Origin of the sequence: Streptococcus oralis (assembly GCF_021497945.1) — a bacterium.
In the GTDB taxonomy this organism is placed as follows: Bacteria; Bacillota; Bacilli; order Lactobacillales; family Streptococcaceae; genus Streptococcus; species Streptococcus oralis_BR.
On record NZ_CP046524.1, the window covers coordinates 837831 to 852276 of the forward strand.

A 14446-nucleotide genomic window follows, 5' to 3' on the forward strand; every position below is an offset into this window, starting at 1 on the left:
AAGAAAGGATATTATGGCTGAAGAAAGAGTTGAACCAAAACCAATTGACCTTGGTGAATATAAATTTGGTTTCCATGACGATGTAGAGCCTGTTCTATCGACAGGAAAAGGACTCAACGAAGGTGTTATTCGTGAATTATCTGCTGCCAAGGGTGAGCCTGAGTGGATGCTGGAGTTCCGTTTGAAGTCTTATGAAACCTTCAAGAAAATGCCCATGCAAACTTGGGGAGCAGACTTGTCAGAGATTGACTTTGATGATTTGATCTACTACCAAAAACCATCTGACAAACCAGCCCGTTCTTGGGATGAAGTTCCTGAAAAAATCAAGGAAACCTTTGAACGTATCGGGATTCCAGAGGCTGAGCGTGCCTATCTAGCGGGTGCCTCTGCCCAGTACGAGTCAGAAGTGGTATACCACAACATGAAGGAAGAGTTTGAGAAGTTAGGAATTATCTTTACAGATACAGATTCTGCCCTCAAGGAATATCCAGACTTGTTTAAACAATACTTCGCTAAGTTGGTACCTCCGACAGATAACAAGTTGGCAGCCCTTAACTCAGCAGTATGGTCGGGTGGAACCTTTATCTACGTACCGAAAGGTGTCAAGGTTGATATTCCGCTTCAAACTTACTTCCGTATCAACAATGAAAATACAGGTCAGTTTGAACGTACCTTGATTATCGTTGATGAGGGAGCAAGTGTACATTATGTAGAAGGATGTACAGCGCCAACTTATTCAAGTAACAGTTTGCACGCAGCCATTGTAGAAATCTTTGCTTTGGACGGAGCTTATATGCGCTATACAACCATCCAAAACTGGTCTGATAATGTCTATAACTTGGTAACAAAACGTGCGAAAGCTCAAAAAGATGCTACTGTTGAATGGATTGATGGAAACTTGGGTGCCAAAACAACCATGAAATACCCATCTGTTTACCTGGATGGAGAAGGGGCACGTGGTACCATGCTTTCGATTGCCTTTGCTAATGCTGGCCAGCACCAAGATACGGGTGCCAAGATGATCCACAATGCTCCACACACAAGCTCATCTATCGTGTCTAAATCCATCGCTAAAGGCGGAGGAAAGGTGGACTACCGTGGACAAGTGACCTTCAACAAGAATTCTAAGAAATCTGTTTCTCACATCGAGTGTGATACCATTATCATGGATGACCTGTCTGCTTCAGACACCATTCCATTTAATGAAATTCATAACTCGCAAGTTGCTTTGGAGCACGAAGCCAAGGTTTCTAAGATTTCAGAAGAACAATTGTATTACCTCATGAGCCGCGGATTGTCAGAATCTGAAGCAACCGAGATGATTGTCATGGGATTTGTCGAGCCCTTCACAAAAGAACTTCCAATGGAATACGCAGTTGAGCTGAACCGCTTGATTAGCTACGAAATGGAAGGATCTGTTGGGTAAAAATATGTAAATTCTGAACAGGAAGCCTTCCTGTTCAGATTTTTTTGAAAAATCATCTTATAAATATTCACAAAATTCCTTTTATATGATAAAATAAAACAATCATATTTAGTGGAGATGAAGAATGAATATTTTTAGAACCAAGGATGTTAGTCTGGGACGAACGGAAATGCGTCGCCATTTGAAATTATGGGATTTGATTCTATTAGGAATCGGTGCCATGGTAGGAACGGGAATTTTTACCATTACAGGAACAGCAGCGGCTACACTAGCTGGTCCATCACTAGTGGTTTCCATCGTGATTTCTGCCCTATGCGTTTCCTTATCAGCCCTCTTTTTTGCAGAATTTGCCTCGCGTGTACCTGCAACTGGGGGTGCTTATAGTTACCTCTATGCGATTTTAGGAGAATTACCAGCTTGGATTGCCGGCTGGTTGACCATCATGGAATTCATGACTGCCGTATCTGGTGTGGCGTCTGGCTGGGCAGCTTACTTTAAGGGATTGCTCAGTAATTATGGTATCTCCATGCCTCAAGCCTTGAATGGAACCTTTAACCCTGAACAGGGAACCTATATCGACCTTCTGCCTATTCTGGTACTGATCTTGGTAACAGGATTGGTTTTATTAAATTCTAAGGCAGCCTTGCGCTTTAATTCGCTTTTAGTAGTTTTGAAATTCTCTGCTCTTGCCTTATTTATCCTAGTTGGCATTTGGTATATCAAACCTGAAAATTGGTCGAATTTTGCTCCTTTTGGTTTTGGTCAGCTTTATGGAGGAAGTACTGGGATTATGGCAGGAGCCTCTTTGATGTTCTTCGGTTTTCTCGGTTTTGAGTCAATTTCTATGGCAGTTGATGAAATTCAAAGTCCGCAAAAAAATATTCCCCGCGGAATCGTGTTTTCTCTGACAATTGTCACCATTCTCTATGCCTTGGTAACAATAGTATTGACTGGAATTGTTCACTATAGCAAACTCAATGTGGACGATGCAGTGGCCTTTTCATTGCGTAGTATCGGAATTGGCTGGGCAGCCAACTATGTTTCACTGGTAGCCATTCTAACCCTGATAACCGTATGTATTTCCATGACCTACGCTCTGTCTCGAATGATTTACAGCTTAGCACGTGATGGTCTTTTACCTCGAAGTTTTAAACAGCTAAGTAAAACTAGCCGAGTTCCAAAGAATGCGACCATCTTAACAGGAGTTGCTTCAGCCATTGCAGCAGGAGTCTTTCCGCTAGCCACTATCGCTGCCTTTTTAAATATCTGTACACTAGCTTATCTCATTTTGCTAGCCTACGGAATAATAAAACTCAGAAAGGATAAGGGCATGCCAAAAGAAGGAGAATTCAAAACTCCTTTAGTGCCGCTCTTGCCAATCCTTTCCATTCTTATCTGTCTTTCCTTTATGCTTCAGTACACCAAGGAAACATGGATTGCCTTTGGACTTGCTTTGTTGGTTGGACTAGTGATTTACTTTACTTATGGCTATCGTCACTCTACACTTTCTGAAGAAAAATAAAAGCTGGAAAAATTTCCCAGCTTTTTATCTATTTTCTTTTTTGAAAGTGAATCCTTCGCCCAGAATTTCATGAGCCTCTGTGATGGTGATAAAGGCCTGGGGATCGACTTTGTGAATCATGTCTTTCAACTTGACGATTTCACTGCGTCCAACGATGCAGTAGATGATTTTGAGATCTTTTTTGCTATAATAACCTTGTCCTGAGATAAAGGTTACTCCACGGCAAAGTTCTTCGTTAATCATCTTAGCCAATTGATCAGGATGTCGGGTGATAATCATAAAACCTTTTCCTGCATAGCCTCCTTCACCAATCAAGTCAATGACGCGTGAGATGATAAAGTCAAATAAGAGGGTATAAGTCACTAGACGCAAATCTTGGAAGATAATCAAAATCAACATTAGAATAATAAAATCAAGTGAGAAAAGCAATTTCCCAATCGAAATATTTGTATATTTATTGAGAATTCGTGCAACGATATCGGATCCCCCAGTTGTACCCCCAGCGTTAAAGATAATGCCGAGACCAACTCCAAGCAATACCCCAGCAACAAGAGCTACGATAATCAGATCATCTTGTAAGTCAAAACGTAAAGGGATATGTTCAAAAACAGCTAGCCATCCGGAAAGAGCAAGGGTTCCTAAGATGCTAGAGTAGAGCGTTTTAGGACCAAAAATCTTCCAGGCCAAGATAAAGAGAGGGATGTTAATCAAGAGATTCATCACTGAGACAGGAATTTTAAAGAGATAGAAGGTAATCAATGTGATACCAGTTGCTCCGCCTTCAAACAAATGGTGAGGAACTACAAAGTAGGTAAGACCAAAGGCATAAATAGCTGCCCCAAGTATGATAGTGATAATAGGCTGAACTTTTCGGATCATGACTTTCCCTCGCTTTTCTATAGATAGATTATACCAAAATTCCAAGCTTTTTCATTGGATTCATCATGATTTTTTAACAATTTTTTGATATAATGAAAGTGATAAATCCCTATCTTATTGAGAAGAATAGAAAGATTGAAGATATGACACAAGTAAAAATTGTAACTGATTCCTCTGTTACTATTGAACCAGAACTCTTGAAAGAATTGAATATTACAGTTGTTCCTTTATCTGTGATGATTGATGGTATCCTTTATTCTGATGCAGATTTGAAAGAAGGAGAATTCCTGCATCTTATGCAAGAGAGTAAAAATCTGCCTAAAACCAGTCAGCCTCCAGTAGGAGTATTTGCTGAAGTTTTTGAAGAACTGGGCAAAGATGGTAGTCAGATTCTCGCTATTCACATGTCCCATGCCTTGTCTGGAACTGTTGAAGCCGCTCGCCAAGGGGCAAGTCTCTCAACTGCTGATGTGACGGTTATTGATAGTTCTTTTACAGATCAGGCGATGAAGTTTCAAGTCGTTGAAGCTGCTAAACTTGCCCAAGAAGGAAAAGATTTGGAAACTATCCTAGCTCATGTAGAAGATGTCAAGAATCATACTGAACTCTATATCGGTGTTTCGACTTTGGAAAACCTAGTTAAGGGTGGACGTATCGGACGTGTGACAGGTTTGCTAAGTTCTCTTTTGAATATCCGAGTTGTGATGCAAATGAAGGATCATGAACTCCAGCCTATTGTAAAGGGGCGCGGTGCTAAGACATTTAAAAAATGGCTTGATGAACTAGCAGAGACACTTTCTCATAAATCCGTTGCAGAAATTGGAATATCCTACGCTGGTACCAATGAATGGGCGAATGAGATGAAGAATGTTTTACAAACTTATGTCGAAAAACCAATCTCAGTACTGGAAACAGGCTCTATCATTCAGACACATACAGGCGAAAATGCATGGGCTATCTTAGTTCGATATCATTCCTAAAAAAATAGAGAAAAATCGTTAGAAATAGCGTTTTTGACTTGACCTGTGGGCAATTTTAGGATATGATTATATTTGTTAATTAGAAATTATTTGGAGGAATTATTAACATGGCAAACAAACAAGATTTGATCGCTAAAGTAGCAGAAGTTACAGAATTGACTAAGAAAGATTCAGCAGCAGCAGTTGACGCTGTATTTGCAGCAGTAACTGAATATCTTGCAGCTGGTGAAAAAGTTCAATTGATCGGTTTTGGTAACTTTGAAGTTCGTGAGCGTGCTGCACGTAAAGGTCGCAACCCACAAACTGGTAAAGAAATCAAAATCGCAGCTTCTAAAGTTCCAGCATTCAAAGCTGGTAAAGCTCTTAAAGACGCTGTTAAATAATGAATTTAGAAAAAGCCTGTCATACCAAGTATTTGAGCTTGTGAGACAGGCTTTTTTTGTTTTGGAAAATATGATTTTATCGTTCTGTGCAAAAAGAAAAAGGCTCCCATGAAATGAGAACCTTCTTTTAATTAGTTTTTAGAAGCTGCTTGGAATTCAGGATTTTTCCATGCTTCATCAATGATTGCTTGCAATTCTTTAGCAGATGCTTGCATTTTTTGAGTTTCCGCGTCGTTCAATGGGATGTTTACTGGACGAACGATACCGTGTGCACCAACAACTGCTGGTTGACCGATAAAGACGTTTTCAACTCCGTATTGACCCTCTTGGAAGACTGAAAGTGGAAGTACTGCATTTTCGTCATCAAGGATTGCTTTTGTGATACGAGCAAGTGCTACGGCGATACCATAGTATGTAGCTCCTTTTTTGTTGATGATTGTGTAAGCAGCATCACGAACACCTTCGAACAATTCAATCAATTCAGCTTCTTGAACGTTTTGAGTGTCTTTAAGGAATTCTTCAAGGTTTACACCAGCGATATTTGCATGTGACCAAACAGCGAATTCAGAATCTCCGTGTTCACCCATGATGTAGGCGTGAACTGAACGAGCATCAACATCCAATTTTTCAGCAAGTGCTTGACGGAAACGTGCTGAGTCAAGTGAAGTACCTGAACCGATAACACGTTCTTTAGGGAATCCAGAGAATTTCCAAGTTGAGTAAGTCAAAACGTCAACTGGGTTAGCCGCAACAAGGAAGATACCATCAAAACCTGATTCAACAACTTGTGTTACAATTGATTTGTTGATAGCCAAGTTTTTACCTACAAGGTCAAGACGAGTTTCACCTGGTTTTTGAGGAGCACCTGCAGTGATAACAACAAGATCAGCGTCTGCACAGTCAGAGTATTGAGCAGCGTAGATTTTTTTAGGTGAAGTGAAGGCAAGGGCGTGGCTAAGGTCAAGCGCATCACCAACAGCTTTTTCGTGTAATTGTGGAATTTCGATAATTCCAAGCTCTTGTGCAATTCCTTGGTTAACAAGTGCAAAAGCGTAAGATGAACCTACGGCACCGTCACCAACAAGGATCACTTTTTTGTGTTGTTTAGTTGAAGTCATTATCTAAACATCTCCTTCATTTTTTTTTAGGGGAATCCCCAGACACTTTCATTCTATCACTTTTAAAAAACTTTGTCACGGATATTCTATTCGGTTATCGATGTAAACGTTTTAGTGGTTTTCAAAGACTGAAATGAAGGACAAATTATGGTATAATATATCTAATTACTAATAGTGAAATGAGGCATTTATTAATGCAGGATAGAAATTTAGTGAATGTCAATCTGACAAAGGAGATGAAGACCAGCTTTATCGATTACGCTATGAGTGTTATCGTTGCGCGGGCTCTTCCTGATGTTCGAGATGGTTTAAAACCTGTTCACCGCCGTATTCTTTACGGAATGAATGAACTAGGTGTTACACCAGACAAACCTCATAAAAAATCAGCCCGTATTACAGGGGATGTTATGGGTAAATACCACCCACACGGGGATTCATCTATTTATGAAGCCATGGTTCGTATGGCTCAGTGGTGGAGCTACCGTTACATGCTTGTAGATGGACATGGAAACTTTGGTTCCATGGACGGGGATGGTGCCGCCGCACAGCGTTACACTGAGGCTCGTATGAGCAAGATTGCTCTTGAAATGCTTCGTGACATCAATAAAAACACAGTTGATTTCGTAGACAACTACGATGCTAACGAACGTGAACCCTTGGTTTTGCCAGCTCGTTTTCCAAACCTTTTGGTCAATGGGGCAACTGGTATCGCTGTTGGGATGGCAACCAATATCCCACCTCACAACTTGGGTGAAACCATTGATGCAGTGAAGTTGGTCATGGACAATCCTGAAGTGACGACTAAGGACTTGATGGAAGTTTTACCTGGTCCAGATTTTCCAACTGGTGCCCTTGTCATGGGGAAATCAGGTATCCATAAGGCTTATGAGACTGGTAAGGGTTCGATTGTCCTCCGTTCTCGAACAGAGATTGAGACGACTAAGACAGGGCGTGAGCGCATCGTGGTAACAGAATTTCCTTATATGGTCAATAAAACCAAGGTACATGAGCATATCGTTCGTTTGGCGCAAGAAAAACGAATTGAGGGCATTACAGCTGTACGTGATGAGTCTAACCGCGAAGGCGTTCGCTTCATTATCGAAGTGAAGCGTGATGCTTCTGCAAATGTCATCCTCAATAACCTCTTCAAGATGACGCAGATGCAAACCAACTTTGGTTTCAATATGCTTGCTATTCAAAATGGCGTACCAAAAATCTTATCTCTTCGCCAAATTTTGGATGCTTATATTGAACACCAAAAAGAAGTAGTTGTTCGTCGTACCCGTTTTGACAAGGAAAAGGCAGAAGCGCGTGCGCACATCTTAGAAGGCCTTTTAATTGCGCTAGACCATATCGACGAAGTGATCCGCATCATCCGTGCTAGTGAAACGGATGCGGAAGCACAAGCTGAGTTGATGAGCAAGTTTAAGCTTTCTGAACGTCAAAGTCAGGCTATTCTTGATATGCGTCTTCGTCGTTTGACAGGATTGGAACGCGATAAGATTCAGTCTGAATATGATGAATTGATTGCCTTGATTGCAGACCTAACCGATATTCTTGCTAAACCAGAACGCGTAGTGCAAATCATAAAAGATGAATTAGATGAAGTAAAACGTAAATTTGGTGACAAACGTCGTACCGAGTTGATGGTTGGAGAAGTCTTAACTCTTGAAGATGAAGACTTGATTGAGGAGTCAGATGTCTTAATCACTCTTTCTAACAAGGGCTATATCAAACGTTTGGACCAAGGTGAATTTACTGCTCAAAAACGTGGTGGTCGTGGAGTCCAAGGTACAGGGGTTAAGGATGATGACTTTGTGCGTGAGTTGGTTTCAACCAGCACCCATGATCATTTGCTCTTCTTTACCAATAAAGGTCGCGTATACCGACTAAAAGGTTATGAAATTCCTGAATACGGTCGCACGGCCAAGGGATTGCCGGTTGTCAATCTTTTGAAGCTGGATGAAGGGGAGAGCATACAAACCATCATTAATGTTAAATCTGAACGTAGTGATGACGCCTATCTCTTCTTCACAACCCGTCACGGTATCGTGAAACGAACCAGTGTTAAAGAATTTGCTAATATCCGTCAAAATGGACTTAAAGCTTTGAATCTCAAGGATGAAGATGAACTGATTAATGTCTTGCTGACAGAAGAAGATACAGATATCATCATTGGTACTAAGTTTGGTTATGCCGTTCGCTTTAATCAATCAGCCGTTCGTGGTATGAGCCGTATCGCGACAGGTGTCCGAGGTGTTAACCTCCGTGATGGAGACACTGTAGTTGGTGCTAGTGTCATCACTGACCAGGACGAGGTCCTTATCATCACTGAAAAAGGTTATGGTAAACGTACTCTTGCAACTGAATATCCAACAAAAGGTCGTGGTGGTAAAGGGACGAAGACAGCCAATGTTGCTGAGAAAAATGGCCCTCTTGCAGGTCTCCTTACTGTTAAAGGAAATGAAGACCTGATGATTATCACGGATACAGGTGTTATGATCCGTACAAACGTTGCCAATATTTCACAAACAGGACGCTCAACTATGGGAGTTAAGGTGATGCGTCTAGACCAGGATGCCAAGATTGTGACCTTTACAACGGTTGATGCGGTAGAAAAAGAAGAAGTTGGGACTGAAAACGAAACAGAAGGTAAAGCATAATGTCTCATAAAAAAACGAAAAGTAAGAAGAATAAGCGTAGGAATCTATTTCTCAATATTTTAGCGGTTTTCTTAATTCTTTTATCCTTAGCTTTGATTTTTAATTCAAAGATTCGAGATCTCTTTATGGTATGGAATACCAATAAATACCAAGTCAATCAGGTTACTAAAGAAAATATAGATGAAAATCTCAAAACAGAAGGAAATTTTGATTTTGATTCGGTTAAATCTATTTCATCTGAAGCAGTTTTAGCCGCTCAGTGGGACGCTCAGAAGCTTCCTGTTATTGGAGGAATTGCTATTCCCGAAGTGGAGATTAACTTGCCAATTTTCAAAGGGTTGGATAATGTAAACTTGTTCTACGGAGCAGGAACCATGAAACCAGATCAAAAAATGGGAGAGGGCAACTATTCTCTAGCCAGTCACCATATCTTTACTGCTGAAAATGCCAGTCAAATGCTCTTCTCACCTTTAGTTAACGCTAAAGCGGGCATGAAAATTTACCTGACCGATAAGGATAAGGTTTATACTTATGAGATTACGGAAGTTAAACACGTTACTCCGGACCGAGTAGATGAAATCGAAGATCGTGAAGGAGTTAAGGAGATTACGCTGGTAACTTGTGTGGACTATAATGCGACTGAGCGTATAATTGTTAAGGGGATTTTTAAAGAATCAAAAGCTTATTCAGAGACTTCTGAGGATATTTTGAAGGCCTTTAATCAACCGTATAGACAACGTTATTAACCTCAAAAACCAGTGAAAAATACAATTCACTGGTTTTTGTCAAATTGAGACATCAGTCAAAGGAGAATGATGCATGTTCGAATATTTTTTGTTTGGAATGAAAATGATGTGGGAAAGTCCTGTCTTTAGTTTTGCCTTTTACTTATTAACCTCTATTCTTTTACTAATCTTTTGGCGACGTTTTATAATTGTCCGTCGTAGTGGTGGTAATTTTTTTGCCCCGTTTCACATTGCCAATGGGAGACTTTATATTCACAATGCTTTTGTATTTGTGAAGAGAATCATTCCGCTGAATAACATCAAAATGATTGAAGTCGATTATATTCGAAGTGTCAGATTGAATGGGGCAAGGTATCATTTGTGTATCGAAAGAAAAGATGGAAAAGCTGTCAGTTTTTTCTTCGGACAATCAAAACAGAATGATCTGCTTGTGAAGAATCTAAAGAATGAAACTAAAAACTACCATATTAGAATTGTAATAGATGGATAAGTGTTTAGTTTAAGAAAGGAATGATCATGGATAAGCCACAAGAAGTCAGAGAAAATGAACAGTTAAGGACCTTACTGATGACTGAATGTGATATTTATTTTTATGACAAGATAAGTGAAGTCCAGTTTTCAGGGAACAATGAGGAGTACTCTCTTGCCTGTAAGGCTTTTGCTCAAGACGGTAGTGGGGGAGAATATGTTTTTCTCGAAGATAACAGCATAGGCTTTATCGGAAGTGAGGGCCAAGTGGGAAGAGTAGCAGAAAGTCTGGATGACTTACTGACATTCCTACTTCACGCAGGTTGTATTTCGGATTTTAGTTGTCGGCATCTTTATCAGAACACAGACCTATTGAAAGCATTTTGTAGGGGCTATGTGTCTAAAATACGAGAAAGTTATCAGGCTAAGCAGGAGAATTGGGATCAAGTACGAAGAAATATGGCGCAAAAATTATCACTTGATTTCAATCCCCAAAAACTAGAAGAAGTAGCCATGGCATTTTACCAAGCGGCGACAAGGGAGCCTATCTTTTCCTGTAAGTATATAGACGGTGAAGAAGAATATACCTGTGATTCAGTCTTGTCGGACATTGTGGGCTTGTGGACGACAGAGCTTGTAGGAATGAGTAGAGAAGAAATTGAAAACTATAAAATTTGATAATGTATGATGCTTGCAAGATGATCATTCAACTTTAATGGTATCTTTTCAATGTGAGAGGAAGCTGATCAGTAGATTGAAAGATTTATCGTAAGTAACCGAAGGATGCCTGACATAAGAGAGGATAGATAATGAGTCAGTTAAGAGAAAAGTCTTTCGTTACGCTCAAAGAAGACATAACAAGTAGTTTTCCATTTGACAAGGATCTTCCTATGATATTCTTGGGAGAAATTGCCAATATGGCTGGACACGGAATCTTCATAGGAAAATCGGGGAAGTCTTATTTTGGATATCATATTTCACATTTTAGAGAACTAAGTGAAGATGAGATATAGGACTTTCGCAGTAGGAAAAATAGATGAGGAGTTGAGAATGAATAATCAGATTGACTTGGTACTTCCGAACCTATACGCAGAATTCTTGAGTAAAATGGACAAGGCAGGAGAGTTTGTAATAGAGAATACAGGTATCACCTTATATTCGAGGTTAGATTTGCTAGAAAGAAACTCCACCTACCAAATAGAAGGGTGGGAACCTGATTTTTTCCTGATTGGGCAAGATGGGGATGTCGCTTTTTTATAAAGAAAGATTCTGACGACACTATTTATATGAATGATTGGGGGGCATTAGGTTCACTGGAAATGAAACCCATATCTTTGAATATTTTCGAGTTTGTAAAACAAGCGAGTGAACATTATGATGATATCTTCTAATCATTGCAAGTGTTGTTATTTTATCGTACGCGTGTGTGGAAGACATTTTTATGAAATCATTTGAACATTTTGATTAATGTTAATAAATTTTTAGTAAATGATAATGATTTGGAGAGTGAACAATGAATTTTGATGAGAGTTTACAGCAATACACTTATGAGCATGAGGGAGTGACCTTTGTTTGGGACGAAGAGCCTGATTGTGACTTTATAGATAAAGTTGAACTGTTATCAAAAAATTATCAGGAAAATCTCAATAGAATTATCAACTTTATGCTAGCTGATCTTAAGGAAATGTATGGAGAAGTCAGCGAGGAAGATGTGAAGAACAAGCTGGGGAAACCTATCATTGACTACAATCAAGGAACAGTTAGTTATTGTGAGCAAACCTTCGATGACTGGCACCTATTTGAGTTTGAATTTTTGGATGATCAATTTGAAATATTGAAATGTTTTTCTGTTAATGGGTAAAGGAGAGATTTATGGAATTCCCCCAATGCCTTGATTTTCTTTGTAGAAAACGTATACAAGAAAGGCTTTTCAAAATGCGTGCTTTATGTTATAATATTCACAAATAAAAGTTTAGGAGTTTTTTTATGGTCTCTTCAGAATTTATCTCAAAGATTGAATTTGCTTGTAAGAAGAAAGAAAGTCTTTATAATCAAAGCAAGTTTAAGTATGCGATTCGATCCATGTTTGCAGGTGCCTTTTTAACATTTAGTACAGCTGCGGGTGCAGTTGGGGCTGACTTGATTAATAAGATCGCACCAGGCAGTGGTCGCTTCCTCTTCCCATTTGTTTTTGCTTGGGGATTGGCCTACATTGTTTTCTTGAATGCCGAGTTGGTAACTTCAAATATGATGTTTTTGACAGCTGGTAGTTTCTTGAAAAAAATCTCTTGGAGAAAAACAGCTGAGATTTTACTTTACTGTACCTTGTTCAATCTCATCGGAGCTTTGATAGCAGGTTGGGGCTTTGCCCACTCAGCAGCCTATGCAAATCTAACACATGATAGCTTCATTTCAGGAGTTGTAGAGATGAAGTTAGGTCGTTCCAATGAGTTAGTCTTACTTGAAGGTATTTTAGCCAATATCTTTGTAAACATTGCCATTCTTTCATTTGTTTTGGTGAAAGACGGGGGCGCCAAACTTTGGCTCGTCTTATCAGCGATTTACATGTTTGTATTCTTAACAAACGAACACATTGCTGCGAACTTTGCTTCTTTTGCGATTGTTAAGTTTAGTGTTGCAGCAGATTCAATTGCTAATTTTGACATTCCTAATATTCTTCGTCACTGGGGTGTAACCTTTGTCGGAAACTTTATTGGAGGAGGTCTCTTGATGGGCTTGCCTTACGCCTTCCTCAATAAAAACGAAGATACTTATGTAGATTAAAGAAATGAGCACGAGTTAATCGTGCTTTTTTGTTTGAGATGTAAGACTAGTCATAGTTGTTCCTTATATCAAAATATAGAAAAACGGTATTGGAAAAGGCTAGACCAAGATGATACAATATCTTTAATTAAGCTATTTGGAGGTCGTAAAATGACTCGTGAATTTAAATTTGAAACCCTACAATTACACGCTGGGCAGGTGGTTGATCCAGCTACCAAGTCTCGTGCAGTGCCAATTTATCAGACAACATCCTTTGTTTTTGATGATACGCAAGAAGCTGCAGACCTCTTTGCCTTAAAGAAAGCAGGAAATATCTATACTCGCATCACCAATCCTACAACAGCGGCCTTTGAAGAACGAATTGCTGCTCTTGAAGGTGGTGTTGGAGCGCTAGCGACAGCATCAGGTATGGCTGCTGTAACCTACACTATTTTGGCGCTTGCTCACGCAGGTGACCATGTGGTGGCTGCGTCAACTATTTACGGTGGGACCTTCAACCTCTTGAAGGAAACCCTTCCTCGTTATGGGATCACAACAACCTTTGTGGATGTGGATAATTTGGAAGAAGTGGAAGCAGCTATCAATGACAATACCAAGCTTGTCTTGATTGAAACCTTGGGGAATCCCTTGATTAACATTCCTGACTTGGAAAAATTGGCTGAGATTGCGCATAAACACCAGATTCCTCTCGTTTCGGACAATACTTTTGCCACACCATATTTGATTAACGTCTTCTCTCACGGTGTAGATATTGCCATTCACTCAGCAACTAAGTTTATTGGTGGACATGGTACGACTATTGGAGGACTGATTGTCGATAGCGGTCGTTTTGACTGGGAAGCTTCAGGAAAATTCCCTCAATTTGTTGAGGAAGACCCAAGTTACCATAACTTGAGCTATACTCGTGATGTTGGGGCAGCAGCCTTTATTATCGCTGTTCGTGTCCAATTGCTTCGTGATACAGGTGCGGCCTTGTCGCCATTTAATGCCTTTCTCTTGCTCCAAGGGCTTGAAACTCTCTCTCTTCGTGTCGAACGCCATGTGCAAAATGCAGAGAAAATTGTTGATTTCCTTGTCAGCCATCCTAAGGTAGAGAAGGTAAATTATCCAAAACTCGCTGACAGTCCTTACCATGCCTTGGCTGAGAAATATTTGCCAAAAGGTGTGGGTTCAATCTTTACCTTCCATGTTAAAGGTGGAGAGGCAGAAGCTCGCAAGGTGATTGATAATTTGGAAATCTTCTCTGACCTTGCAAACGTAGCAGATGCCAAATCTCTTGTTGTCCATCCAGCGACGACCACTCACGGTCAGTTGTCAGAAAAAGACCTAGAAGCAGCAGGAGTCACACCAAACCAAATCCGCTTGTCGATCGGTCTTGAAAATGTAGATGATCTGATTGAAGATTTGCGCTTGGCCTTGGAAAAAGTATAAAGTAAACAGATAAACAGTGGGTTTCGACTCACTGTTTTTGATTTTC

14 protein-coding genes and 1 pseudogene are annotated in these 14446 nt (G+C 40.0%); 13 read left to right on the forward strand and 2 right to left on the reverse strand.

Features of this window, described 5'->3' with window-relative positions; genetic code table 11:
* Positions 1–13 precede the first annotated feature (13 nt).
* Both sufB and GOM47_RS04350 read left to right on the forward strand, forming a co-directional pair.
* Positions 14–1426: a Fe-S cluster assembly protein SufB gene (sufB, locus tag GOM47_RS04345; RefSeq protein ID WP_050235838.1), complete on the forward strand. Its 1413-nt coding sequence runs from the start codon at positions 14–16 to the stop codon at positions 1424–1426.
* Between the two features lie 124 nt (positions 1427–1550).
* Complete coding sequence (locus tag GOM47_RS04350) at positions 1551–2948, forward strand: APC family permease (RefSeq protein ID WP_235081167.1); 1398 nt, start codon at positions 1551–1553, stop codon at positions 2946–2948.
* 24 nt (positions 2949–2972) lie between these two features.
* Here GOM47_RS04350 and GOM47_RS04355 read toward each other — a convergent pair whose 3' ends face one another.
* Positions 2973–3827, reverse strand: coding sequence for a YitT family protein (locus tag GOM47_RS04355; RefSeq protein ID WP_235081168.1), 855 nt, complete (start codon positions 3825–3827; stop codon positions 2973–2975).
* Between the two features lie 143 nt (positions 3828–3970).
* Here GOM47_RS04355 and GOM47_RS04360 point away from each other — a divergent pair, with 143 nt between their 5' ends.
* Both GOM47_RS04360 and GOM47_RS04365 read left to right on the forward strand, forming a co-directional pair.
* Positions 3971–4807: a DegV family protein gene (locus GOM47_RS04360; protein ID WP_235081169.1), complete on the forward strand. Its 837-nt coding sequence runs from the start codon at positions 3971–3973 to the stop codon at positions 4805–4807.
* A 107-nt stretch (positions 4808–4914) separates the two neighbouring features.
* Positions 4915–5190 (forward strand): HU family DNA-binding protein, encoded by a 276-nt coding sequence (locus tag GOM47_RS04365; RefSeq protein WP_235081170.1) that lies wholly within the window; start codon positions 4915–4917, stop codon positions 5188–5190.
* Positions 5191–5321: 131 nt separating this feature from the next.
* Here the strand turns inward: GOM47_RS04365 and GOM47_RS04370 are convergent, their stop codons facing one another.
* Complete coding sequence (locus tag GOM47_RS04370) at positions 5322–6308, reverse strand: L-lactate dehydrogenase (protein ID WP_000204720.1); 987 nt, start codon at positions 6306–6308, stop codon at positions 5322–5324.
* A gap of 194 nt (positions 6309–6502) precedes the next feature.
* On the opposite strand from GOM47_RS04370, the gene gyrA reads away from it, so the two are divergent.
* The 9 genes and pseudogenes from gyrA to GOM47_RS04415 all read left to right on the forward strand — a co-directional run bounded on the left by gyrA (position 6503) and on the right by GOM47_RS04415 (position 14400).
* A complete protein-coding gene (gene gyrA / locus GOM47_RS04375) occupies positions 6503–8971 on the forward strand; it encodes a DNA gyrase subunit A (protein ID WP_235081171.1) in 2469 nt (822 codons plus the stop codon).
* Entirely contained in the window at positions 8971–9717 is a 747-nt protein-coding gene (locus GOM47_RS04380; protein ID WP_000018514.1) for a class A sortase, read from the forward strand. Before gyrA ends, GOM47_RS04380 begins: the two co-directional genes overlap by 1 nt.
* A 73-nt stretch (positions 9718–9790) precedes the next feature.
* Positions 9791–10207: a hypothetical protein gene (locus GOM47_RS04385; protein WP_235081172.1), complete on the forward strand. Its 417-nt coding sequence runs from the start codon at positions 9791–9793 to the stop codon at positions 10205–10207.
* A 26-nt stretch (positions 10208–10233) separates the two neighbouring features.
* Positions 10234–10863 carry a hypothetical protein gene (locus GOM47_RS04390; protein ID WP_235081173.1) on the forward strand — a complete coding sequence of 210 codons (630 nt, stop codon included), beginning with the start codon at positions 10234–10236 and terminating at the stop codon, positions 10861–10863.
* Positions 10864–10994: 131 nt separating this feature from the next.
* Positions 10995–11198 carry a hypothetical protein gene (locus GOM47_RS04395; RefSeq protein ID WP_038805382.1) on the forward strand — a complete coding sequence of 68 codons (204 nt, stop codon included), beginning with the start codon at positions 10995–10997 and terminating at the stop codon, positions 11196–11198.
* Positions 11199–11235: 37 nt separating this feature from the next.
* Positions 11236–11576, forward strand: a pseudogene (locus GOM47_RS04400) (hypothetical protein).
* A 122-nt stretch (positions 11577–11698) separates the two neighbouring features.
* On the forward strand, positions 11699–12046 hold the full coding sequence (locus tag GOM47_RS04405) for a hypothetical protein (protein ID WP_038805381.1): 348 nt from the start codon (positions 11699–11701) through the stop codon (positions 12044–12046).
* A 125-nt stretch (positions 12047–12171) separates the two neighbouring features.
* A complete protein-coding gene (locus GOM47_RS04410; RefSeq protein ID WP_000254767.1) occupies positions 12172–12969 on the forward strand; it encodes a formate/nitrite transporter family protein in 798 nt (265 codons plus the stop codon).
* A 150-nt stretch (positions 12970–13119) separates the two neighbouring features.
* Entirely contained in the window at positions 13120–14400 is a 1281-nt protein-coding gene (locus GOM47_RS04415) for an O-acetylhomoserine aminocarboxypropyltransferase/cysteine synthase family protein (RefSeq protein ID WP_235081174.1), read from the forward strand.
* The last annotated feature ends 46 nt before the right edge of the window (positions 14401–14446 follow it).

Coding starts and splice junctions, on each gene's coding strand:
- sufB (WP_050235838.1), top strand. CDS start 14: ATGGCTGAAGAAAGAGTTGAACCAAAACCAATTGACCTTGGTGAATAT.
- GOM47_RS04350 (WP_235081167.1), top strand. CDS start 1,551: ATGAATATTTTTAGAACCAAGGATGTTAGTCTGGGACGAACGGAAATG.
- GOM47_RS04355 (WP_235081168.1), bottom strand. CDS start 3,827: ATGATCCGAAAAGTTCAGCCTATTATCACTATCATACTTGGGGCAGCT.
- GOM47_RS04360 (WP_235081169.1), top strand. CDS start 3,971: ATGACACAAGTAAAAATTGTAACTGATTCCTCTGTTACTATTGAACCA.
- GOM47_RS04365 (WP_235081170.1), top strand. CDS start 4,915: ATGGCAAACAAACAAGATTTGATCGCTAAAGTAGCAGAAGTTACAGAA.
- GOM47_RS04370 (WP_000204720.1), bottom strand. CDS start 6,308: ATGACTTCAACTAAACAACACAAAAAAGTGATCCTTGTTGGTGACGGT.
- gyrA (WP_235081171.1), top strand. CDS start 6,503: ATGCAGGATAGAAATTTAGTGAATGTCAATCTGACAAAGGAGATGAAG.
- GOM47_RS04380 (WP_000018514.1), top strand. CDS start 8,971: ATGTCTCATAAAAAAACGAAAAGTAAGAAGAATAAGCGTAGGAATCTA.
- GOM47_RS04385 (WP_235081172.1), top strand. CDS start 9,791: ATGTTCGAATATTTTTTGTTTGGAATGAAAATGATGTGGGAAAGTCCT.
- GOM47_RS04390 (WP_235081173.1), top strand. CDS start 10,234: ATGGATAAGCCACAAGAAGTCAGAGAAAATGAACAGTTAAGGACCTTA.
- GOM47_RS04395 (WP_038805382.1), top strand. CDS start 10,995: ATGAGTCAGTTAAGAGAAAAGTCTTTCGTTACGCTCAAAGAAGACATA.
- GOM47_RS04405 (WP_038805381.1), top strand. CDS start 11,699: ATGAATTTTGATGAGAGTTTACAGCAATACACTTATGAGCATGAGGGA.
- GOM47_RS04410 (WP_000254767.1), top strand. CDS start 12,172: ATGGTCTCTTCAGAATTTATCTCAAAGATTGAATTTGCTTGTAAGAAG.
- GOM47_RS04415 (WP_235081174.1), top strand. CDS start 13,120: ATGACTCGTGAATTTAAATTTGAAACCCTACAATTACACGCTGGGCAG.